The organism is Bradyrhizobium sp. CCBAU 11361 (assembly GCF_028128935.1).
Lineage (GTDB): Bacteria > Pseudomonadota > Alphaproteobacteria > Rhizobiales > Xanthobacteraceae > Bradyrhizobium > Bradyrhizobium niftali.
Window position 1 is genome coordinate 48,710 of sequence record NZ_LBJZ01000026.1, and the last position, 20,677, is coordinate 69,386.

The following is a 20,677-nucleotide window of genomic DNA, read 5'->3' on the forward strand; positions in this document are numbered from 1 at the left end:
AATTAACTGATAGCCCCGATGGGCCTCGGCGCACCGCGCCTGATAGCCAATACAATAAGTATGCCGCCAACAATAAGCATCGGGATCGACAACAGCATGCCCATGGTTAACCCGCCCCAGAGGTAGCCGAGCTGAGCGTCCGGCTCGCGAAACTGCTCGCCGGCAATCCGGGTCAGCCCGTAGATCAGGATGAAGGCGCCCAGCACCATGCCGGGCCGCTTCAAGGCGCCGAGGCGGATCATCACCGCGAGCACCGTGAACAGCAAAAGGCCCTCCATGCCGGCCTCATAGAGCTGGCTCGGATGGCGCGGCAGCTGCGTCGGGTCGTTGGGGAAGATCATCGCCCAGGGCAGGCTCGCATCGGTGGCGCGACCCCACAATTCGCCATTGATGAAATTGGCGATGCGCCCGAGCAGCAGCCCGACCGGCGCGACCGCGGTGGTGATGTCGCCGAGCGACAGGATCGGGATGCCATTGCGATAGGCGAACCACATCACCGCGACGACGCAGCCGAGGAAGCCGCCATGGAACGACATGCCGCCCTCCCACAGCCGGAAGATCGCGGCGGGGTGATCGATGAAGAAGGGCAGATTGTAGAACAGCACGTAGCCGGTGCGGCCGCCCAGGATGATGCCGAGCGTGACCCACAGGATGAAGTCGTCGATCTGCACCAGCGACATCGGCGCCGGCCCGCCCCACAGGCGCTCTTTCTTCAGGAGCGAGCGCGCATAGAGCCAGCCGAACACGATGCCGCAGATATAGGCCAGCGCATACCAGCGGATCGCGAACGGACCGATCTCGAGTGCGATCGGCTTGAAGGCGGGAAAGTCGATGAGCAGAAAGGGCATCACGCCTTCTATGTCTAGACGAGATTGCGGCGATAGAGCGCCAGCAGCCGCTCCCAATGCCGCTCGGCGGCGTCGCGGTCATAGACCGGCCGCTTGGGGAAGGCAAAACCGTGATGGGTGCCCGGATAGATCTCGACCTCGGCTTGGGCGCCGCTCATGCCCTGCTTGACCTTCTCGATGATCTCGGTCGGCGCATAGATGTCGGTCTCGGCGCAGGCGAAATAGAGTTCGGCCCTGGTCTTGGCCGCAGCGAGATGCGGGCTGTCGTCCCGGTCCGTCGCAAGCTGCGTGCCATAGACCGAGGCTGCAGCCTTGACGCGATCGGGGAAATGGGTGGCGGCGTTGATGGCGTAGCGGCCGCTCATGCAGTAGCCGACGGTGCCGACCATCTTCGTGTTCGCGGCGGCCTGGCCCTCCGCATAGGTGAGCAGCGCGCTTGTGTCGTCCATGATCATCGGGATCGTCAGCGAGCTCATCAGTGCGAACATGCGCTTGCGCTCCGGCGCGTTCGGGTCCGTCGGCAGCGCGCCGAGCTCCATCACGCCGGAGCGGTAATAGAGGTTCGGCAGCATCACGTAATAGCCTGATGTCGCGAGCCGGCGCGCCATGTCGCGCAGCTCTTCGCGGATCGCCGGCGCGTCCATGTAGAACAGGATGACCGGAAACGGCCCGCCGCGTTCGGGATGGGTGATGAAGGTTGCGGTATGGCCGTCCCTGGTGGGAATCGCGATCTGCTGGTCGATCATCTCGTGCGCCCTGTGATTCTTCTTATGCCGGGACGTTGAATACGATTGCAAGGAAACCGGGGCATGACAAGGATACCGCCGATCGGCCCTTGATCCGTTCCGCCCGGATTGCCATTGTCTTTTCGAGCGTTCGCGCAAAGTTTATCGGAGCTGCCAGGAGACCGAAATGACCCAGACCAACAACCGGTTTTTCGACGAGATCGGCCGCCTGATGAACGACGCCGCCGGTGCGGCCCAGGGCGTCAAGCGCGAGTTCGACACGGTGATGCGGACCCAGGCCGAAAAATTCCTGCGCGACATGGACCTGGTCAAGCGCGAGGAGTTCGAGGCGGTCAAGGACATGGCCCGCTTGGCGCGTGAGGAGAACGAGGCCCTGAAGGCGCGCATCACGGCGCTGGAGGCGAAGTTCGGGGGATAGGGCCGGCGTGAAGATCGGTGGGGGCTGCCTCCGCTCGTCATGGCCGGGCTTGACCCGGCCATCCATCCTCTTCGAAAGGTCCGTTTAGGTGATGGATGCCCGGGTCAAGCCCGGGCATGACAGGGGCCCATTCTCCTTGTCATTTCCGCGTCTTCCGGGTAAAAGCCCGCCACGTCCGCGGCCCCCGCACCCCTGGAGGCTTGCTGTGGACGATGCCATGGGCCGCGCTGCGGCCCATTAACTTTTGCAAAAACAAGGACTTAACGACATGGCGACGACCGTCAAGGAATTGAAGGCGACCGCACGTCCGAAGAGCGGCAAGGGGGCCGCCCGGGCTGAGCGTCGCGCCGGGAAAGTGCCCGGAGTGATCTATGGTGACAAGCAACCCCCGCTCCCGATCTCGGTTGACGATCGTGAACTGCGCCAGCGCATCCTCGCCGGCCGGTTCCTGACCACGCTGGTCGACATCGACCTCGACGGCAAGAAGCACCGCGTGATTCCGCGCGACTATCACCTCGATCCGGTCAAGGATTTCCCGATCCATGTCGACTTCATGCGGCTCGGCGAAGGTGCCACCATCCGCATCAGCGTTCCGCTGCACGTGGTGAAGGCGGAAGGTTCGCCCGGCGTGAAGCGCGGCGGCGCCGTCAACATCGTCGCGCATGCGATCGAGCTCGAATGCGGCGTCGAGAGCATCCCGCAGTTCATCGAGGCCGACGTCGGCTCGCTCGAAATCGGTCACTCCCTGCATCTGGCTGACATCAAGCTGCCGGCAGGCGTGAAGGCGCTGACCCGCGAGGACGCGACCCTCGTCACCATCGTGCCGCCGTCCGGCTACGCCGAAGAGCAGAAGGCTGCTGCTGCGGCCGCGGCTGGTGGTGCGGCTCCGGGCGCTGCGGCGGCTCCGGCGGCTGGTGCGGCTGCTCCGGCGGCCGGCGCGGCTGCTCCGGCAGCAGCTGCCAAGGCTCCCGCCGGCGGCGACAAGAAGAAGTAATCTCTCAAGGCTGGCGCGCGGTCCCTGATCGCGCGCCGAGCGAGGGGCGCGCCGCGTCATGCGACTCTTTGTTGGGCTCGGCAATCCCGGCGCGAAATACGCACGTAACCGGCACAATATCGGCTTCATGGCCGTCGACGAGATCGCGCGGCGTCATGGTTTCTCGCCATGGCGCCGCAGGTTTCAGGGCGAGACCTCGGAAGGCGCGCTCGGCACTGAGCGCGTGATCCTGCTCAAGCCGACGACCTACATGAATGAATCCGGCCGCAGCGTTCAGGAGGCGGCAGGCTTCTTCAAGATCGCCCCTGGCGACGTCACCGTGTTCCATGACGAGCTCGAACTGCCGCCGGGCAAGGTGCGCGTGAAGATCGGCGGCGGCATCGCCGGCCACAACGGTCTGCGTTCGATCTCGGCGCATATCGGCAACGACTACCGCCGTGTCAGGCTCGGCATCGGTCATCCCGGCGTCAAGGAACTGGTGCACGGCCACGTGCTGTCGGACTTCGCCAAGGCCGACAACGACTGGGTGGCGACGCTCTGCGGCGCGGTCGCCGAGCACGCCGCGCTGATCGCCAAGGGCACGGACGCGACCTTCGCCAACAGGGTGCATCTTGCTATGCAGGCGAAGGGATTTTTGACCAAGGACGACAACGGCAAGGAATAGCGCTCGTGGGATTTAAATGCGGGATCGTCGGGTTGCCCAATGTCGGCAAATCGACCTTGTTCAACGCGCTGACCGAGACGGCCGCGGCGCAAGCCGCGAACTATCCGTTCTGCACCATCGAGCCGAATGTCGGCGAGGTCGCCGTGCCCGATCCGCGGCTCGACAAGCTCGCGGCGATCGCCAAGTCCGGTCAGATCATTCCGACCCGGCTGACCTTCGTCGACATCGCGGGCCTGGTGCGCGGCGCCTCCAAGGGCGAGGGCCTCGGCAACCAGTTCCTCGCCAACATCCGCGAGGTCGACGCCATCGCGCATGTCGTGCGCTGCTTTGAAGATTCCGACATCACCCATGTCGAGGGCAAGATCGCCCCGCTCGCCGACATCGAGACCATCGAGACCGAGCTGATGCTCGCCGACCTCGACAGCCTCGAGAAGCGCGTCGACAACCTCAGCAAGAAGGCCAAGGGCAACGACAAGGACGCCAAGGAACAGCTCGACCTCGTCAACCGCACGCTGGTGCTGCTGCGCGAGGGCAAGCCCGCACGCCTCGTCGAGCGCAAGGCGGAGGAGGAGCGTGCCTTCGGGATGCTCGGCCTGCTCTCGTCCAAGCCCGTGCTCTATGTCTGCAATGTCGAGGAAGGCTCGGCCGCGACAGGCAATTCGTTCTCGAAGGCGGTGCAGGAGCAGGCTGCCAAGGAAGGCGCCGTCGCTGTCGTCATCTCCGCCAAGATCGAATCCGAGATCGCCACCATTTCGCGTGAAGAGCGCGCAGACTTCCTGGAGACGCTGGGTCTCGAAGAGGCCGGCCTCGACCGCCTGATCCGCGCCGGCTACACGCTGCTCGACCTCATCACCTATTTCACGGTGGGCCCGAAGGAAGCGCGTGCCTGGACCATCTATCGCGGCACCAAGGCGCCGGGCGCGGCCGGGGTGATCCACACCGACTTCGAGAAGGGCTTCATCCGCGCCGAGACGATCGCGTATGACGACTACGTCGCGCTCGGCGGCGAGGCCGGCGCCCGCGATGCCGGCAAGCTGCGGCTCGAAGGCAAGGAATACGTCGTCGCCGACGGCGACGTGATGCATTTCCGGTTCAATACGTAAGGTCTCGTTGTCATTCCGGGGCGCGCCTCTTGGCGCGAGCCCGGAATCCATTTGTCCGCGTACCCTGAGGCTTGATGGATTCCGGGCTTGCGCTACGCGCGCCCCGGAATGACGAGCCTCACTTCATCCCGCCGCCCTGGTCCCGGATCGCGCCGAGATGCTCGTTGATGCGGAAGACGATCAGGATCAGTTCCGCGACGATGCGCGAGAACACGATGCCGACGACGACGCTCGCGATCGACGACAGCAGCACCAGGAAGCCGCCGAACGGGCTGATCGCCATCGCGGCGAGCCCTGAGAAGATGCCGGAGAGGCCGAAAAGGCAGATCAGCGCGATCACCAGCCAGTAGAAGGTCTTGATGATCGTCGGCGTGATGAAGCGGTCCCACTGAAACAGGTCGCTGAATGAAAACATCGCTCTCCCCAGGACAAATCGGGCCTTGTCAAATCGGGCTTCGGCCCTCGGTTGATCCGACTCAAGGCCAGGATCGCCGCGTCGAATGTAGCACGAGCCATGCGGGCCGGCGGGTTGAGATTGCCGCAAAGTGCGGCCACAATCTGTCATTTCCGCCAGCAATCCCAAGATGACCCTGACCTTCGAAGATTTCCCGCCCGGCCGGTTTGGAACGTTCGGCCCGCGCCATGTCACCCGCGACGAGATCTTGGCCTTCGCCGCCGAGTTCGATCCGCAACCGATGCACCTGGACGAGAACGCCGCCAGCCAAAGCATGCTGCGCGGCCTGTCCGGCTCAGGCTGGCACCTCTGCTCGCTGATGATGCGGATGATGGCCGACGGCTTCATCACCCGTGCCGCCTCGCTCGGCTCGCCCGGCGTCGACGAGGTGCGCTGGCTGTCGCCGCTCAGGCCCGGCGACGACCTCATGCTTGACGTCGATGTGCTGGAGGCGCGCACGTCGAAGAGCCGCCCCGAGCTTGGCATCGTCAAGTTCAAATGCACCGTGCGCAACGCGACGGGACAGGCGCTGTGCGAGATGACCTCGCCGATCCTGATCAAGCGGCGCGAGGGGGCGGTCTGATGCGGTTCTTCGAGGACATCGAGATCGGCCATCGCCGCGAGATCGGCGCCTATACGTTCACGGCGGAGTCGATCAAGGTTTTCGCTGCAAAGTTCGACCCGCAGCGCTTTCACCTCGACGAGGAGGAGGGCAAGAACTCGCTGTTCGGCGGGCTTGCGGCCTCGGGCTGGCATGTTGGCTCGGCCTGCATGAGCCTGCTTGTCGCGGACGGCCAACGCCTGGCGCGGGAGGCCGCAGAGCGCGGCGAGGAGGTCGCGGTGTGGGGCCCGTCACCGGGCTTTCGCGACCTGCGCTGGATCAGGCCGGTGCTCGCCGGCGACACCGTCTCTTACGCCAATGTCGTCATCGACAAGCGCACCTCCGCCTCGCGCCCCGGCTGGGGCATTTTGACGGCCCGCACCACCGGCACCAACCAGCGCGGCGAAGAGGTCTACGCCATCACCGCCAGCGCCTTCGTGCCGATGCGGAAGACGGGTTAGATCAGTTCCAAGATGAACGGCTGAAAAGAGCGCGCAAGTGTTGCCCGCGCGCTATGGACGCTATTCCGGACGGCTGCCATAAGCCTGCGCAACATGGTTACCCGCGAAGCAGTTGGCGGAACCATCGAGTTGCTAACCAATTATGAACCTGTCGCTGTCTATTTGAACGAATAGGCAGAGGATAGGGGACGAGGACCATGGCTGACCGCGGCGCACTCAAGTTTGTTGGATTTATCTTTGCTACCGCGACGCTGGCCGTGATGCTGGTCGCCGGCATGGTGGTGAAGGGCTATGCCGATGGCGCCTACACCCTGGAAGCCTCGACCGTGGAAGCTGCCCGGTAAGACTTCGTTAACTTTCGGGGCCGGCGTCCGGCCTCCGCTCAGCGGCTATAGACGAACGCCAGCACCGCGATCGCAACCGCCAATAATCCAACGAAGCGCAGCATGATCGTGCCGAACTGGTTCGGCGCGGGGCGCAGCGGTATGGGGTCCGTGGTGTCGGGCCGAATGCTTTCCATCTGAAATATCCCCCGGGCCCGGCCGCAAGGCTGCGGGGGCTTGGCATTGGTCGCCGGGAAGGGGCGGAGGGTTCAAAGCCAAATCCTCCGCCGTCATGCCCCGGCTTGACCGGGGCATCCAGCACGCCGCGGCCTCTCGGCTCTTGCCTCACTGTCTCTGGAATACTGGATCACCCGCCTTCGCGGGTGATGACGCCTAGCGTGAGGAGCGTGCGCGCACCCATCACACCCCCAGAATCAAAACCGCCGCGCCCCTTTCGGAACGCGGCGGCCGGTGATGCCTGGTGCTGACCGATCAGCTGTTGCGCAGGCCGTCGGCGGCGCGCTTCCACTGCGCGACGTTGTCGGCGATCATCCGGGTCGACTTCATCGCGGCCTGGCTGAGCTGGGCGTAGCCGGAGATCTCGCGCTGGACGCGCTGGCCTTCGGCATGGAGCAGGTCGCGCAGGCTCTCGAGTTCGGAGATCAGGTTCTCGATCTCGGCGAGCGAGGTGCCGGCGACGCGCTGGATCAGCGAGTTGACGTTGGTGACGGTGGCCTCCGCGCTCGGATCGAGCGCCGGTGCGTCGGTGGTCGTCGCCGCCGGACGGCGCAGATAGGCGATGTCGTTGCGGACGAAGTCACGGATGCCGGCTTCGACTTCCGTCACCGCGGCGAGATTGCTGTCGACGACGGTCTCGGTCTCAGCGGCTTCGATCTTGTCCGGACGAATGGCGTTCATCGTTGTTCCCCTGTTCGCGTTGAGCGCAGCGCGAGTGTCCCCCGCACGACGATGTCTGTAAGGCAATCCGCATCAGGGCGTCGGATTTTGACCGTAACTGGGCCAAGATGCGGCAAGGGCGGACCATTCGGGGGTTTTGCCGTGGCGTATGGTTAGGAATGTCTGAACGACGGCTGCGGCGACGACAGACATGTCCCCTCATGGTGAGGAGCGCGCTCTTCGCGCGCGTAGCGGACGATGCTTCGCATCGCCGCGAGAACCATGCAGGCCCGGCTCTCGCAGCGGGGGCCTCGATCCTTCGAGACGCGCTCCTTTGGAGCGCTCCTCAGGATGAGGGGAGGGAGTGAGGCGCTGGGTTAGCGACTACCAGCTCTTCTTGAACCCCGCCGTCAGGCTCTTGTTGATCGCGCCCTGCGAGGTCTCGCCGACCGAGCCGGAGACGGTGACATTGTCGAACAGCTTTTGCTCGGCGCCGAACTTGCGCAGCCATTTGTCGTCGGTGGTCGACAGCGTCTGGCCTGCCGTGATGCTGGTGCCGGTATCGGTGAGGGTGACCTTGGCGGACTGATCGGTCTCGTAGTTGCGGGTGATGTGACCGCCGATGCCGGGGACCGCGGTCGTGCCCTGCTGGTTGACGCTGTAGCCGTTCTGGAGCGTCAGCGACGTGTCGCCCGACAGCGGCATCGATTTGGTGAGGGAGGCGCCGATCTTGCTCTGCTCGGCGCCGGGATCGACGCGGGCTTCCACCGCCGTCTTGTCCCAGATCGGGCCCGCGCCCGGCGCGGTCGCGGCCGCCCAGGCGCTGCCGGAGGATTGCGGCAGGCTGCCGCCATTGGCGGCCTTCTGCGCCAAGAGCTCGGACATGGTCCGCGGCTCGCTCGTCACCGTCATGTCGGCGCCGATGCGGGCGTCCCAGAACGAGGAGACCGACTGCTTCACCGTCACCGCCGAGGAGCCGTTGGCTTTGGCGTTCGACGACCAGTTCATCCCGTCATTGGCGGCGGCCTGCGCGCGCTTCTTGGCGGCGATGAGGTCGTTGAGCGTGCCGGCGTCGATCGCGAGCTGGCTCCAGTCGAGCTTGTCGACGTCGATGCCTTTGAGCACGTCGGGGTCGTTGACGTCGGGGGCTTCGGCTGCCTCGGCCTCGTCGTCGGGCGTGGCCGCGGGTGGGGAAAAGGGCGGAATGATCTGCGCCGAAACCGTCAGAACCGAGCCCAAAATGAACGCGGCCGCCAGCACCGGCAGCCTGGTCCAGCCGAAACCTGTCGAGAATTCCATCGTCCTGCCCGCGAACCCCAGCGCATGCTCCGATAATATATATCGGCCTTCCGCAATGACCATGCGCCATTCCACGCAAAGGATGCTGATCTATCGTTGCGAAATTGTGGCGGCTCGCCTCGCCCAGAGCATGATCCGGACCCGAAGGGCCGCGCCAGCGCAAAGTGTGCAGCGGTTTTCCCTCGCGACAAACGCGGAACGCGTTTGCGCGGAGATCATGCTCAAACAACTAGAATGGCGAACCAACGGGCCGCGCGAAAGGCGCGCGCCCGATGACGGGCTTCCGGCACGACGGCATCCGGCGGGGCTGGAGGCCAGGACGTCGCGCCACGCATCGTCATCGGTCCCGAAGAGCGGGGCCCGTTGGCGTCTCCCCTCAGCCGACGCTACTCATCTTCGGCAGATGAATGGCGCGGCCGAGTGCCTGCTCGACCAGGTCGAAGGTGTCGATCAGCACGCGCAAGCTGACGAGCTTGCCCGCCCTGAACTGGGCGAACTGCGCGACCCGCAAGGAAATCGGCTTGTTGGAATCCAGCGCCGTCAGCGAATAGCGCAGCATCGAGGCGGCGGAATCGACGCCGAGCATGATGCTCTCGCGGTCGAAGCGGCGGACCTGGAAATTGTCGGCGAGCTGGCGGATGACGTCGAGCACGGCGTCCTTGCCCTGGCGCGCGCCGAGGAACGGAAACATGTCGATCGGGCCGTAGAGCGCCCATTCGACGTCCTCGTCGATCAGGGCCTCGATATCCTCGAAATGCCGGTCGTTGATCGCGCGGTGCAATGCGCGCGAGAAACGCCAGAGGCTGTGCTCTGTCATTTTGGGCAGTCCTGAAGCTGGTTTGCGAAAAACGGAGAACAGCCCGATGCACCGGAAACGTGCCGCGGGGCCGTTCAACTCATTTGTATACGAACAAAATAGGAGATTTCGGCCGAAACGCAATTCACGTTTTCGCAATGCACAATTGACCGAGTTTTGTGAGATTTACAACAGAACCCCGTAATCTTCCGGTCCCTGCCGGGTGCGGGTTCCCGTTCGATCGCGATCGCATCGTCCCGCAGCGCCAGCAGGCGCCTTCAATGTCGTCCTGGCTTTCGCCAGGACGACACCGAGAAGACGGCAAGCAGGTGAGGTCGCGGTTGCCTCAGCCCCCGTCCACCCCCGCTCCCACGATCAGCGGCCCGATCTCGCGCTCCAGCACCTGCTGCACCAGATCGTAGGAATCGATGATCTCGCGGATCTGCGCCACCTGTCCGTTGCGGAAGGTGTAGAACACCGCGATGTCGAACTGCACGACGCGGTCGTTGCTGCGCTTCCTGAAATAGGCGTGCATGTAGGTGGCGACCTCGTCGCCCTCGGCGACGATGTGCGGCGCCTTGTAGCGGACTTCCGAATAGCGCGACCAGACCGTCTGCCAGAGTGTGCGCAATTCGGCCTTGCCGTGGCGCGGCACCATGTGCGGCAGGATGTCGATCGGCGCGTGGGTGAGGAAGTCGACGTCGTCGGTGCAGCACGACAGCGCGGCCTCGATGTCGCCGAGCGCGAAGGCGTCGAGCAGATGCACGACGCGCTGGCGATTGAGCTTCTCGACCGTCATTCCGCCCGTCCTCATTGGCCGCGTGGCGTTGCGCAACGCTAACGCGCGGTTTCGCGCAGCGGCAATCCGCAAAACCACAGGGGTGTTGCAGTCGATTTGACGCGCAAGCGCAATGCCAGGTTCATGGCTGCAATTACGGGTTGAGCGGCCGCGCGCCTGCTCGAATTCACGCTGCATTCGGCTGCCCGGCGCGAGGCGTGTGGACCAATGCGCAATGCCGTGGCCGCGCAGGCGCGTGGAACCGCGATGCGCCCGCGCCCGTTGAGACGCCGACACCGCATCCGGAGACATCGATCCATGAAATCCCCGCTTCTAGCCGTCGCCGCCGCCCTTCTCGTGCTCGGCGCTACCTCCACCGCCAACGCGAAGGGCTGCATCAAGGGCGCCGTCGTCGGCGGCGTCGCCGGCCACTATGCCGGCCATCACGGCGTTCTCGGCGCCGCCGCCGGCTGCCTCTACGGCCGGCATCATGCGAAGGAACAGGAAAGGCAGCGGCAACAGCAGAGCCAGGTGAACGGGCAGGGCAGGCTGTAGCGCCGCGGAAAATTTCGCTCCCCCCGCCTTTGATCGGGCGCGCTCCGATGGTAAGTTCCTATTCGCAAGCGCTAGGGTTGAATCGGGCGAGGGGCGATGGATTTCGGGAAGTTCTTGTGGGGTCTCGTTCTCGCAATCCTGTTTCTATATGCCCTCATCGCTTTCGTGGGAAACGCCTCCCGTTCGCAGGGCGTCAAATACAATTGGCTCGGCGTGCTGCTGTCGTTCTCGACGATTGGCCTCGCAATCTATTTCGTCTTCTTCCGCCAGCTTTGATGCCGCTTGCTCCTGCGCTGCTCCGATACGGTGCGTGAGCCATCTCACATCTCCCTTACGACGTTGTGGCTACCATCATCCGCATGTCATCACGGAGACATGCCATGGCCACCATCGCCGCCGCGAGAAAGTCCCTCCTCCACAACGCGCTCGAAGGCCTTGCGCTGACCGCGATCCTCCAGAGCTTCCCGACCTTCGCCGCCGCCGCCTTCCTGCTCAAGCTCTGCGGCGAACACGACCTCTCCGGCGACCCCGGCGTCGCCATCTTCGTCGCTATCGCCTCGCTGATGCACGCGCTGCTGGCCGTGACCCTCGGCCCGAGCTTCCCCGCTGTCTTCAAGACCGTCTACGAACCGAAATTCTTCGAAGCCCATCTGTCGCTGTCCGACAAGATCACGGCCTGGCGCACCCAGCCGGTCGCCTCGCTCCAGCTCGTGACCATCGTGCTGCTGCTGTCGGTGATGGCGGTGGTGACGGCGAGCGTGGGGTGAGGGGCATACCTCTCCCTCGTCATTCCGGGGCGCCGCAAAGCGGCGAGCCCGGAATCCATAGCCACGACTGGCGCGGGTGATACTGCGCCGCCTACCTCTTCTTCCACCCGCCGCGATGCCCAGGCGCGCCGCCGCTGGAGCGCGGGGTGGGCCCGAACTCCGGCCCCGACTGCCTTGAGTCGGTCGGCTGGATGATCCGGCTCGTGCTGCCGAACGGCTTTGCCGGCAGGCTCGGCTTCTCGCGGTAGGGTAGCGATTCCGGGCCATGCATCTCGTCGAGATGTGGCTTGTGCACCTTCGAGCCGCTGCCGCCGCCGCTGGCTTTCAGCGCCGAGCTCACGGTCTTCTTCTTCATGGCGCTGACGGGCAGGTTGGCGGCGTCGCCGTATTTCTTGGTGCCCGCGTAGGCGCCGGCCTTGCCCTGCACGGTGCGCTGTTTTGCGGTGGGGTCGTCCACGACCGCGAGCTCGGTGGCGCGCAGGCGCTTGACTTCATCGCGCAGGCGCGCGGCTTCCTCGAAGTTCAAATCGGCGGCGGCCTCGCGCATGCGCGTTTCGAGATCGGCCAGCACGGCTTCAAAGTTGTGGCCGATCGAGATGACGTCGTCGGTCATGTCGTGACCGCCGACCTCGACCAGCACGTGGTCGCGCTCGTAGACGGAGTTGAGGATGTCGCCGATCTGCTTCTTCACGCTCTCCGGCGTGATGCCGTTGGCGGTGTTGTACTCGACCTGCTTTTCGCGACGCCGGTTGGTTTCCGCGATGGCGCGCTCCATCGACCCCGTCATCTGGTCGGCATAGAGGATCACCTTGCCGTCGACGTTGCGGGCGGCGCGGCCGATGGTCTGAATCAAGGACGTTTCACTGCGCAAAAAGCCTTCCTTGTCGGCATCGAGAATGGCGACCAGCGCGCATTCGGGAATGTCGAGGCCTTCCCGCAAGAGGTTGATGCCGACCAGCGCGTCGAAGGCGCCGAGCCGCAAGTCGCGGATGATCTCGATGCGCTCGATGGTGTCGATGTCCGAGTGCATATAGCGGACGCGAATGCCCTGCTCGTGCAGATATTCGGTGAGGTCCTCCGCCATGCGCTTGGTCAGCACCGTGATCAGCGAGCGATAGCCGGCCTGCGCGGTGGCGCGCACCTCGCCGACGAGATCGTCGACCTGGGTGCGGGCAGGGCGGATGTCGACGGGTGGATCGATCAGCCCGGTCGGGCGAATGACCTGCTCGACGAACACGCCGCCGCTCTCGTTCAGCTCCCAGCCGCTCGGCGTCGCCGACACCGCGACGGTCTGCGGCCGCATCATGTCCCACTCCTCGAAGCGCAAGGGGCGGTTGTCCATGCAGGAGGGCAGGCGGAAGCCGTATTCGGCCAGCGTCGCCTTGCGGCGGAAGTCGCCGCGGAACATGGCGCCGATCTGCGGGACGGTGACGTGGCTTTCGTCGGCGAAGATCAGCGCGTTGTCGGGCACGTATTCGAACAGCGTCGGCGGCGGCTCGCCGGGGCGGCGCCCGGTGAGATAGCGCGAATAGTTCTCGATGCCGGCGCAGCTTCCCGTCGCCTCCATCATCTCGAGATCGAAGGTGGTGCGCTGCTCCAGCCGCTGCGCCTCCAAAAGGCGGCCCTGGTCGTGCAGCTGGTCGAGCCGTTGCTTCAATTCCGATTTGATCGACTTGATCGCCTGCACCAGCGTCGGGCGCGGCGTTACATAGTGCGAGTTGGCGTACATCTTGATGAATTCGAGCTCGTCCTGCTTGTGGCCGGTAAGCGGATCGAACTCCTCGATGGTCTCGATGGTGTCGCCGAACAGATTCACGCGCCAGGCGCGGTCCTCATAGTGCGCCGGGAAGATGTCGATGACGTCGCCGCGCACCCGGAAAGTGCCGCGGGTGAAGTCGGCCTGGGTGCGCTTGTACTGGAGCGCGACGAGGTCGGCGATGAGCTGGCGCTGGTCGATGCGCTCGCCCTTCTTCAGCGCGAAGGTCATCGCGGTGTAGGTCTCGACCGAGCCGATACCGTAGATGCAGGACACCGAGGCGACGATGATGACGTCGTCGCGTTCGAGCAGCGCGCGCGTCGCCGAATGGCGCATGCGGTCGATCTGCTCGTTGATGGAGGAATCCTTCTCGATATAGGTGTCGGTGCGCGGAACGTAGGCTTCCGGCTGGTAGTAGTCGTAATACGAGACGAAATACTCGACCGCGTTGTCGGGAAAGAAGTTCTTGAACTCGCCGTAGAGCTGGGCGGCCAGCGTCTTGTTCGGCGCCAGGATCAGCGCGGGGCGCTGCGTCGCCTCGATCACCTTGGCCATGGTGTAGGTCTTGCCGGAGCCGGTGACGCCGAGCAGCACCTGCGAGCGGTCGTTGCGCTCGATGCCCTCGACCAGCTCGGCGATCGCGGTCGGCTGGTCGCCGCGCGGCTCGTAGTGCGACTTGATCTCGAAGCGCACGCCGCCTTCGGACTTTTCCGGCCGCGGCGGCCGGTGCGGCGTCCATACCTTCATGGAGCCGTCGTCCTTGCGGAACTCCGGCCGGCCCTCGCGGATCAGCGACTCCAGCGCATCCGCGGTCGCCTTGACGCCCAGCGCCTCCATCTTGGAGCGCGGCGGCCGCGCCAGCGCCTCGGCATCGTCCTCCTCGGTGGGCAGACCAAGCTGCCGCGCCAGTTCCGGATCGAGCGTCGGGATCGTGGCCGCGGTGCCGTAATTGGCCTGCGGCGCCTCGTCCAGTCCCGCCGGGCGGTCGCTGGGGAAGTCCTTCGGCGTGGAGGCCCGCGCGCGATGCGCGGCGGCCTCGCCTCCGGCGCGGCGGTCGCGCGAATTGTCCGGCGGCGGCTGGAGGCCGGTGCCTGATCCAAGCCCGGCATCGCCGCGGTTGATGGCGGGATTGAGCAGCTCGGCCAGCGCCGGCCCGATCGGCTGCACGTCAGGGCGATGCGCCTTCGAGTTCGGGGCTTTGGATTTGGGGGATTTGCCGGATTTTTCGGAGAATGCAGGTTTCTTCGCCATGAGGCGAATATGGGACGAGTCCGCCCCTCAGGAAAGGGCGAATGCCCGTCCGTGCTCAAGCTGCTGACAGCAGGTTGGCAGCAGGCGCAGGATCACGCCACCGGCGGCGGGCCCTCGTCGTCCCCGGCCGCCCGGTGCGGCTTGAGGATGTCGAGGTGGATCCCGCCGCAACCGGTGCAGCGCATGGTCCAGTACTCGCACCCGGCGCGGCCGCCGATCACGCGGACCACAGCGAGATCGCCGTCGCATTCCGGACAATTCGACAGGACGGTGCGGTCGTAGATCCGAGGCCGTGTTGCGTCGTCGAATTCGATGACTGACATGACCGGTTCCCCTTTTGCGCGCTGTCCCTGACCGATCATTCGTCGTCGTTGTCGTCCGCCCGCCGGCGGAAGCGATCGATATGGTGCTTGGCGTCGGCGATCGCGGCGTCGCGATCGGGCCAGGCGAAGCCGACTTCCATGGCCGGAAACAGCACGCCGTCGATGGCAACCGGGCTGAAATCGGCGCGCCGGATGCGGGCGTGCCACAGTCCCTTGCCAGCTTCGAAGGATTCGATGTCAAAGCCGTCGTAGATGGTCGTCATTGGTAGTCCCCAGAGTGTCTAGTTCGAGTCTCTTGCTCGAGTGCCTTGTTGGAGGGTCAGGGGACCACGTTTGCGGATTTCAGGATGTGAAGCCGTTCACAATGGACGGGGTTTTTTGCCGGCGGAACCGCTGAATGTCAGTTCCGCGTGGTGGTGCGGCCGGTCCGCCTCACTGGGCGGGCGGCAGGTTCCGACGCCGCGCGCATGATCCAGCGGCGGAACGCGGCGAAATCGCGCTGCTCGGTCTGGAAGCTGCGATAGACCAGGTACCAGCGCATTCCCTTGGGCACCGAGAGGTCGAACGGCGCCACCAGGCGTCCGGCGGCGAGATCGTCGTCGATATAGGGCCGGATGCCCATGGCGATGCCGAGCCCGTCGGCGGCGGCCTGGAGTGCCTGGCCGTAGAACTGGAACTCGGGCCCGCGCGCATTGATCCGCGCGAGGTTGGCGGCCTTCAGCCAGATCGGCCAGTCCTCGGCTGAATGCGCGACGCGGATCAGGCTGGGTCCCCTGAGATCGGCCGGCCGCTTCAATGAGGCGGCGAGACGGGGCACGCAGACCGGCGTGAGGTCGCCGGCGAACAGCGGTTCGGCGACGAGCCCGGGCCAGTCGCCGGTGCCGAGCTTGATGCCGCAGCTCCAGTCCTCGCCGAACGGCACCGATGCGCCGCCGGTGGTGAAGCGCACCTCGATGTCGGGCTCCTCGTTGCGAAACTCCGACAGGCGCGGGATCAGCCAGCGCATCGCAAAGGTGTGGCCGACGCCGATGGTGAGCACGCGCACGCTGGAGGGCGCCGTCACCTGCGCGGTGAGGCTGGCCAGCGCATCGAAGATCGGCGTTAGCCCGCTCTGATAGGCGCGGCCCGCCTGCGTCAGCACCAGCCTGTTGGCCTTGCGCTCGAACAGCGCGACGCCGAGCCGCTCTTCGAGCAGATGCACCATGCGGCTGACGGCGGCCGCCGACACGTTGAGCTCGACGCCCGCCGCAGCAAAGCTGCCGGTCCGCGCCGCCGCCTCGAATGCCTTAATGCCGTTGAGAAACAGCAGCCGCCGCAAATGACCGACCCTCAGGAAAGCTGATGCCAGGGCAAGATAACTCAGTTTGCGCGAAGGGGGCAAGCGAGGCACGTTCCCCTTCGCCTCTCCCGCGTGCGGGGAGAGGCCGACACGCGAAGCGTGGCGGGTGAGGGGGAGCCTCCGCGAGTCCAACTGCTACCGTCCCCACGGAGGCTCCCCCTCACCCCACCCTCTCCCCGCAGGCGGGGAGAGGGAGTGAAGCAGCCTATGTCCCTGACCGTCCTACAGGAGATTCCCCACGTGACGCCCATCATGATCGCTGCCCTTGGATTGCTGATGGTCGCCACCGCGTTCCTGTCGGGGCTGTTCGGCATGGCGGGTGGGCTGATCCTGATCGGCGTGCTGCTGGCCCTGATGCCGCTGCCCACCGCGATGGTGCTGCATGCGATCACGCAGATGGCCTCGAACGGCTGGCGAGCGTTCCTGTGGCGCGCGCATATCCGCTGGCGGCCGGTCGCGAACTATATGGTCGGCGCTGCCATCGCGCTCGCGGCCTGGTCGCTCACCCGCTACGTGCCTGATAAGCCGACGGCGCTGCTGCTGCTCGGCATCACCCCGTTCATGGCGCGGCTGCTGCCGACGAACATCAAGCCGGACCCCGACAGGCTCTGGCAGGGCACCGTCTATGGCACGATCTGCATGGGCTTGATGCTGATGACCGGCGTGTCGGGCCCGCTGCTCGACACCTTCTTCCTCGGCGGCGATTTCGGCCGGCGCGAGAAGGTGGCGACGAAGGCGATGTGCCAGCTCGTCAGCCATTTCACCAAGCTGATCTATTTCGGCGGCATCATCGACCAGGCGGCGAGCCTCGATCCCGTGCTCGCCGGCGTCGCGATCGCAGCTTCCATGCTCGGCACCACGCTGGCGCGCCGCATTCTCGAAGCCATGACCGACCAGCAATTCATCGCCTGGTCGAACAAGCTGATTACCACCATCGCCTGCTACTACGTCGCCTATGGCGGCTGGCTCCTGGTTCGGACCCCGGTGCTGGCGGCCTTCGACAAGGGAGGTTTGCAATGAGCTGTAACGCCGATCCGCTGGTGCTGGACTTCGTCGAATGGGTCGCGCGCGAGCCGCGTGCCTATGCCGAGGTGGTTTCGACCTGGAGAACCTCGTGCCCGCGCCTCACCATCTGGGAAGACGCCGCCGACCGCGGCTACGTTGCGCGCGAGACGGTTGCCGGTCTCGGGCTGGTCATCGCGGTGACCGAGGATGGCGAAAGGTTTTTGCGAACTAACGGGCGGTAGTTTCTTCGCCTCTCCCCGCGCCCTCGCTGTCATCATCCGCGCAGGCGGATGATCCAGTAAACACCAGCAGCAATGTATCTCACGACCGCCGCGGCGTACTGGATGCCCCGCCGGAGCCTGTCATCGGGCTCGCCAAAGGCGAGACCCGGTGGCGGGGCATGACGACCGAGATTGTTGCGCGCATCTCTCTCCACATCGTCATTGCGAGCGCCAGCGAAGCAATCCAGAATGTCTCCGCGGCGGCAGTCTGGATTGCTTCGCTGCGTTTGCAATGACGGAGCACCAGCCATGTCGCTGAAACTGTTCGAACTCGTCGGCACCGACGCCGCGCGCCCCTTCAGCCCGTATTGCTGGCGCACGCGGATGGCGCTGGCGCACAAGGGCTTGGCGGCGGAATCGCTGCCCTGGCGCTTCACCGAAAAGAGCGCGATCGCGCCGCACGGCTCGGAGAAGGTCCCGGTGCTCCTGCACGATGACAAGCCCGTCGTCGATTCCTGGGCGATCGCGAACTATCTCGAAGACACCTTTCCGGATCGCCCGTCGCTGTTCGGCGGCGAGGGCGGCCGCGCCATGGCGCGCATGATCAACGCCTTCGGCGACATCGCCATCGTCGGCGGCATCTTTCCGCTGATCATCGCCGACATCCCGAAGAATCTCGCCGACGCCGATGCGGCCTATTTCCGCAGCTCGCGCGAAGCGCGCTTTGGCGGCAAGACGCTGGAAGAGATCATGACCAGCCGCGATGCCGGCGTGGTTGCCTTCCGCAAATCTCTCGAAGTCATGCGGCAGACGTTCAAGACGCAAGCCTATCTTGGCGGCAGCGCGCCGAACTACGCCGACTACATCGTGTTCGGCGGTTTTCAGTGGGCGCGGGTGGTGAGCCCGTTCAAGCTGCTGGAGGCGGACGATCCGGTCTATGCGTGGCGCGAGAAGCTGCTCGACGCGTTCGACGGCATGGCGCGGACATCGCCGGGGCACGCGGTGTAGGGCGTACTCCCGCCAGCGTCGTCCCGGCCTAGTGCGCAATTGCGCACGGGGGGCCGGGACCCATACCGCGTGACCTATCCGTTGCGAATGGTCGGAGTACCGAGCGACGAGTCTTCGCCAAAGATCTCCCTGTGGTTATGGGTCCCGGCCTTCGCCGGGACGACAGTGATAAAATGGCACGCTCTCGCGTCTAACCTGCCGCACTCGCCTCCGCCGCCGCCTTGCGCAGACACTCCCGGCACAGACAATCCTCGCCCTTCACCGGCATCGGTAGTCGCGCAGTTTCCTCCGCGCACCAGCAGGTGCCGGAGAGGTCGCAGCCGAACTCGGTGCCGCAGCGGGAACAGGCGAGGCGGCGCGGTTCCTGCATTGGGGATTCCTTCGGAATTGTCATGATTTGCGCAAAAGCTGTGTCGTCATTTTCATGTCGGGTTCATCTCCCGCTGCGGTATATTATCCGCCGCGCACAGACCAGGAAAGCGGTTGGCAATCCGCGAAGGACAAATCGATGGCCCGCGATTCGCAAGCCGCCCTCGTTGCGCTCAACCGTTTCGGCTTCGGCGCCCGCGGCGGGGCATCCGGCGATCTGATCAACGCGGCGTCCGATCCGCGCGGTTTCGTGAAGGCGGAACTGGCGCGCCCCAACGGCGTGCTGCTGGAGGCGCCCGGCCTGCAATCGACGCCGCAGCTCGGCCAGGCCGTGTTCGCCTATCAGGACGAGGTCAAGCAGGCGCGTGAGGCCGCCGCCAAGGCCGGGACGCCGCCCGAAACGCCGCCACAGCCGCCGGCCAATCAGAAGCCCGGACCGCGGCGCAATCTCTCGCTGAACACGGCTGCGACCGAGATCGCCGGCCAGATGACCGATGCGAAGCCGGCCGACACTGCGGCGAAGCCCGAGACCATGCAGCCGAACATGGCCGCACCGCCGGCCGCCAAGCCGGCGCCGCAGCCGCTCAACGTGATCCAGAAAACCTTTCGTGCCGAGGCGCTGGCGCGCTTGCAGCGTGCCACGCTGGTCGAGTGCGGCTTCACCGAGCGGCTGGTCGTGTTCTGGTCCAACCATTTCTGCATCTCCGCGAGCAAGGGCGAGCTGGCGCGGATCTGGGCCGGCGCGTTCGAGCGCGAGGCGATCCGCCCGCACGTGCTTGGGCGCTTCGCCGACATGCTCAAGGCGGTCGAGCAGCATCCGGCCATGCTGTTCTTCCTCGACAACCAGCAATCGCTCGGGCCGGACTCGCGCGCGGGGCAAAACCGCAAGCGCGGGCTGAACGAAAATCTCGCGCGCGAGATCATGGAGCTGCATACGCTCGGCGTCGGCGGCGGCTACACGCAGGAGGACGTCACCTCGCTTGCGCGCATCATCACGGGCTGGACCTTTGCCGGAAGGCAAGGCGGGCTCGGCACACCCGGCTCTTTCGCCTTCAACGTCAATGCGCACCAGCCCGGGCCGCAAGTGCTGCTCGGCAAGACCTATGAGCCGACGGGGCTGGCTCAGGGCGAGACGGCGCTCGCCGACATCGCCCGGCATCCGTCGACCGCGAATTTCATCGCGACCAAGCTCGTCCGGCATTTCGTCGCCGACGATCCCCCTCAGGCATTGGTCGCGCACCTGCGCGACGTCTTCGTCAAGACCGACGGCGATCTCAAGGCGATGGCGGCGGCGCTGGTCGATTCCGACGAGGCCTGGAAGGCGCCGCTGACCAAGATGCGCTCGCCTTACGACTTCGTGGTCGCGAGCGGCCGGCTGCTCGCACGTGTGCCGGAGGATCCCGGCGGCTATCTCAACAATCTCAATCTGCTCGGTCAGCCGCTGTGGTCGCCGGCCGGTCCCAACGGTTTCCCGGACACCACCGCCGCATGGGCGGCGCCCGAAGGCATGAAGCTGCGGCTCGACATCGCCGCGCAGATGGGCGCGCGGCTCGGCAACAACATCGACCCGCTCGACCTCTTGGAATTCGCAGCCGCAGACGCGGCCTCCATCGAAACGCGGCGAACCATCGAGCGCGCGGAATCGCGCCAGCAGGCGCTGGCGCTGCTGCTGATGTCGCCGGAAATGCAGAGGAGATGATG

Annotated in this window: 27 protein-coding genes; 14 read left to right on the forward strand and 13 right to left on the reverse strand. The window is 65.5% G+C overall.

Annotation, left to right across the window (positions count from 1 at the left end):
* Positions 1-2: 2 nt before the first annotated feature.
* Positions 3-848 (reverse strand): prolipoprotein diacylglyceryl transferase, encoded by an 846-nt coding sequence (gene lgt / locus XI08_RS09195; RefSeq protein WP_271574170.1) that lies wholly within the window; start codon positions 846-848, stop codon positions 3-5.
* Between the two features lie 14 nt (positions 849-862).
* Positions 863-1,594 (reverse strand): dienelactone hydrolase family protein, encoded by a 732-nt coding sequence (locus tag XI08_RS09200; RefSeq protein ID WP_271574171.1) that lies wholly within the window; start codon positions 1,592-1,594, stop codon positions 863-865.
* A gap of 166 nt (positions 1,595-1,760) precedes the next feature.
* Between XI08_RS09200 and XI08_RS09205 the strand changes: the two genes are divergently transcribed.
* The 4 genes from XI08_RS09205 to ychF all read left to right on the forward strand — a co-directional run bounded on the left by XI08_RS09205 (position 1,761) and on the right by ychF (position 4,773).
* Positions 1,761-2,012 carry an accessory factor UbiK family protein gene (locus XI08_RS09205; protein ID WP_271574172.1) on the forward strand — a complete coding sequence of 84 codons (252 nt, stop codon included), beginning with the start codon at positions 1,761-1,763 and terminating at the stop codon, positions 2,010-2,012.
* Positions 2,013-2,280: 268 nt separating this feature from the next.
* A complete protein-coding gene (locus XI08_RS09210) occupies positions 2,281-3,006 on the forward strand; it encodes a 50S ribosomal protein L25/general stress protein Ctc (RefSeq protein ID WP_271574173.1) in 726 nt (241 codons plus the stop codon).
* Positions 3,007-3,064: 58 nt separating this feature from the next.
* On the forward strand, positions 3,065-3,670 hold the full coding sequence (pth, locus tag XI08_RS09215) for an aminoacyl-tRNA hydrolase (RefSeq protein WP_271574174.1): 606 nt from the start codon (positions 3,065-3,067) through the stop codon (positions 3,668-3,670).
* Positions 3,671-3,675: 5 nt separating this feature from the next.
* The gene (gene ychF, locus XI08_RS09220) at positions 3,676-4,773 is read left to right on the forward strand and encodes a redox-regulated ATPase YchF (RefSeq protein WP_271574175.1); all 1,098 of its coding nucleotides are present in this window, start codon (positions 3,676-3,678) and stop codon (positions 4,771-4,773) included.
* Between the two features lie 118 nt (positions 4,774-4,891).
* Here ychF and XI08_RS09225 read toward each other — a convergent pair whose 3' ends face one another.
* Positions 4,892-5,188, reverse strand: a complete 297-nt coding sequence (locus XI08_RS09225; RefSeq protein ID WP_027545964.1) for a DUF4282 domain-containing protein — start codon at positions 5,186-5,188, stop codon at positions 4,892-4,894.
* Between the two features lie 169 nt (positions 5,189-5,357).
* Between XI08_RS09225 and XI08_RS09230 the strand changes: the two genes are divergently transcribed.
* The 3 genes from XI08_RS09230 to XI08_RS09240 all read left to right on the forward strand — a co-directional run bounded on the left by XI08_RS09230 (position 5,358) and on the right by XI08_RS09240 (position 6,633).
* Positions 5,358-5,810 carry a MaoC family dehydratase gene (locus tag XI08_RS09230; protein WP_167771145.1) on the forward strand — a complete coding sequence of 151 codons (453 nt, stop codon included), beginning with the start codon at positions 5,358-5,360 and terminating at the stop codon, positions 5,808-5,810.
* The gene (locus XI08_RS09235; RefSeq protein WP_271574176.1) at positions 5,810-6,289 is read left to right on the forward strand and encodes a MaoC family dehydratase; all 480 of its coding nucleotides are present in this window, start codon (positions 5,810-5,812) and stop codon (positions 6,287-6,289) included. The genes XI08_RS09230 and XI08_RS09235 overlap by 1 nt, the downstream gene beginning before the upstream one ends.
* A 197-nt stretch (positions 6,290-6,486) precedes the next feature.
* Entirely contained in the window at positions 6,487-6,633 is a 147-nt protein-coding gene (locus XI08_RS09240; RefSeq protein ID WP_027545961.1) for a hypothetical protein, read from the forward strand.
* Positions 6,634-6,671: 38 nt separating this feature from the next.
* On the opposite strand, the gene XI08_RS09245 is transcribed toward XI08_RS09240, so the two are convergent.
* From XI08_RS09245 to XI08_RS09265, 5 genes are all read right to left on the reverse strand, one after another.
* The gene (locus XI08_RS09245; RefSeq protein WP_018648329.1) at positions 6,672-6,809 is read right to left on the reverse strand and encodes a hypothetical protein; all 138 of its coding nucleotides are present in this window, start codon (positions 6,807-6,809) and stop codon (positions 6,672-6,674) included.
* Positions 6,810-7,104: 295 nt separating this feature from the next.
* Positions 7,105-7,530, reverse strand: a complete 426-nt coding sequence (locus tag XI08_RS09250; RefSeq protein ID WP_027545960.1) for a hypothetical protein — start codon at positions 7,528-7,530, stop codon at positions 7,105-7,107.
* 363 nt (positions 7,531-7,893) lie between these two features.
* Positions 7,894-8,808 (reverse strand): hypothetical protein, encoded by a 915-nt coding sequence (locus XI08_RS09255; protein WP_271574177.1) that lies wholly within the window; start codon positions 8,806-8,808, stop codon positions 7,894-7,896.
* A gap of 376 nt (positions 8,809-9,184) precedes the next feature.
* Entirely contained in the window at positions 9,185-9,625 is a 441-nt protein-coding gene (locus tag XI08_RS09260) for a nuclear transport factor 2 family protein (RefSeq protein ID WP_011090168.1), read from the reverse strand.
* A 325-nt stretch (positions 9,626-9,950) separates the two neighbouring features.
* Complete coding sequence (locus XI08_RS09265; protein ID WP_271574178.1) at positions 9,951-10,403, reverse strand: nuclear transport factor 2 family protein; 453 nt, start codon at positions 10,401-10,403, stop codon at positions 9,951-9,953.
* A 297-nt stretch (positions 10,404-10,700) separates the two neighbouring features.
* On the opposite strand from XI08_RS09265, the gene XI08_RS09270 reads away from it, so the two are divergent.
* The 3 genes from XI08_RS09270 to XI08_RS09280 all read left to right on the forward strand — a co-directional run bounded on the left by XI08_RS09270 (position 10,701) and on the right by XI08_RS09280 (position 11,704).
* Entirely contained in the window at positions 10,701-10,937 is a 237-nt protein-coding gene (locus XI08_RS09270) for a hypothetical protein (protein WP_271574179.1), read from the forward strand.
* Between the two features lie 96 nt (positions 10,938-11,033).
* Positions 11,034-11,213, forward strand: a complete 180-nt coding sequence (locus XI08_RS09275) for a hypothetical protein (RefSeq protein WP_271574180.1) — start codon at positions 11,034-11,036, stop codon at positions 11,211-11,213.
* A 104-nt stretch (positions 11,214-11,317) separates the two neighbouring features.
* Positions 11,318-11,704 (forward strand): hypothetical protein, encoded by a 387-nt coding sequence (locus XI08_RS09280; protein ID WP_271574181.1) that lies wholly within the window; start codon positions 11,318-11,320, stop codon positions 11,702-11,704.
* A gap of 91 nt (positions 11,705-11,795) precedes the next feature.
* Here the strand turns inward: XI08_RS09280 and uvrB are convergent, their stop codons facing one another.
* The 4 genes from uvrB to XI08_RS09300 all read right to left on the reverse strand — a co-directional run bounded on the left by uvrB (position 11,796) and on the right by XI08_RS09300 (position 16,352).
* Positions 11,796-14,711, reverse strand: a complete 2,916-nt coding sequence (uvrB, locus tag XI08_RS09285; RefSeq protein ID WP_271574182.1) for an excinuclease ABC subunit UvrB — start codon at positions 14,709-14,711, stop codon at positions 11,796-11,798.
* Between the two features lie 92 nt (positions 14,712-14,803).
* Positions 14,804-15,034, reverse strand: coding sequence for a hypothetical protein (locus XI08_RS09290; protein WP_271574183.1), 231 nt, complete (start codon positions 15,032-15,034; stop codon positions 14,804-14,806).
* A gap of 35 nt (positions 15,035-15,069) precedes the next feature.
* A complete protein-coding gene (locus tag XI08_RS09295; RefSeq protein ID WP_271574184.1) occupies positions 15,070-15,297 on the reverse strand; it encodes a hypothetical protein in 228 nt (75 codons plus the stop codon).
* A gap of 137 nt (positions 15,298-15,434) precedes the next feature.
* Positions 15,435-16,352 carry a LysR substrate-binding domain-containing protein gene (locus XI08_RS09300; protein WP_135176551.1) on the reverse strand — a complete coding sequence of 306 codons (918 nt, stop codon included), beginning with the start codon at positions 16,350-16,352 and terminating at the stop codon, positions 15,435-15,437.
* A 261-nt stretch (positions 16,353-16,613) separates the two neighbouring features.
* Here XI08_RS09300 and XI08_RS09305 point away from each other — a divergent pair, with 261 nt between their 5' ends.
* The 3 genes from XI08_RS09305 to XI08_RS09315 all read left to right on the forward strand — a co-directional run bounded on the left by XI08_RS09305 (position 16,614) and on the right by XI08_RS09315 (position 18,607).
* Entirely contained in the window at positions 16,614-17,393 is a 780-nt protein-coding gene (locus tag XI08_RS09305) for a sulfite exporter TauE/SafE family protein (protein WP_271574185.1), read from the forward strand.
* Positions 17,390-17,620: a hypothetical protein gene (locus XI08_RS09310; protein ID WP_271574186.1), complete on the forward strand. Its 231-nt coding sequence runs from the start codon at positions 17,390-17,392 to the stop codon at positions 17,618-17,620. Before XI08_RS09305 ends, XI08_RS09310 begins: the two co-directional genes overlap by 4 nt.
* A 288-nt stretch (positions 17,621-17,908) precedes the next feature.
* Positions 17,909-18,607, forward strand: a complete 699-nt coding sequence (locus tag XI08_RS09315) for a glutathione S-transferase family protein (protein WP_271574187.1) — start codon at positions 17,909-17,911, stop codon at positions 18,605-18,607.
* A 190-nt stretch (positions 18,608-18,797) separates the two neighbouring features.
* Here XI08_RS09315 and XI08_RS09320 read toward each other — a convergent pair whose 3' ends face one another.
* Complete coding sequence (locus tag XI08_RS09320) at positions 18,798-19,001, reverse strand: cysteine-rich CWC family protein (RefSeq protein ID WP_271574188.1); 204 nt, start codon at positions 18,999-19,001, stop codon at positions 18,798-18,800.
* Positions 19,002-19,115: 114 nt separating this feature from the next.
* Here XI08_RS09320 and XI08_RS09325 point away from each other — a divergent pair, with 114 nt between their 5' ends.
* The gene (locus XI08_RS09325) at positions 19,116-20,675 is read left to right on the forward strand and encodes a DUF1800 domain-containing protein (RefSeq protein ID WP_271574189.1); all 1,560 of its coding nucleotides are present in this window, start codon (positions 19,116-19,118) and stop codon (positions 20,673-20,675) included.
* Positions 20,676-20,677 lie beyond the last annotated feature (2 nt).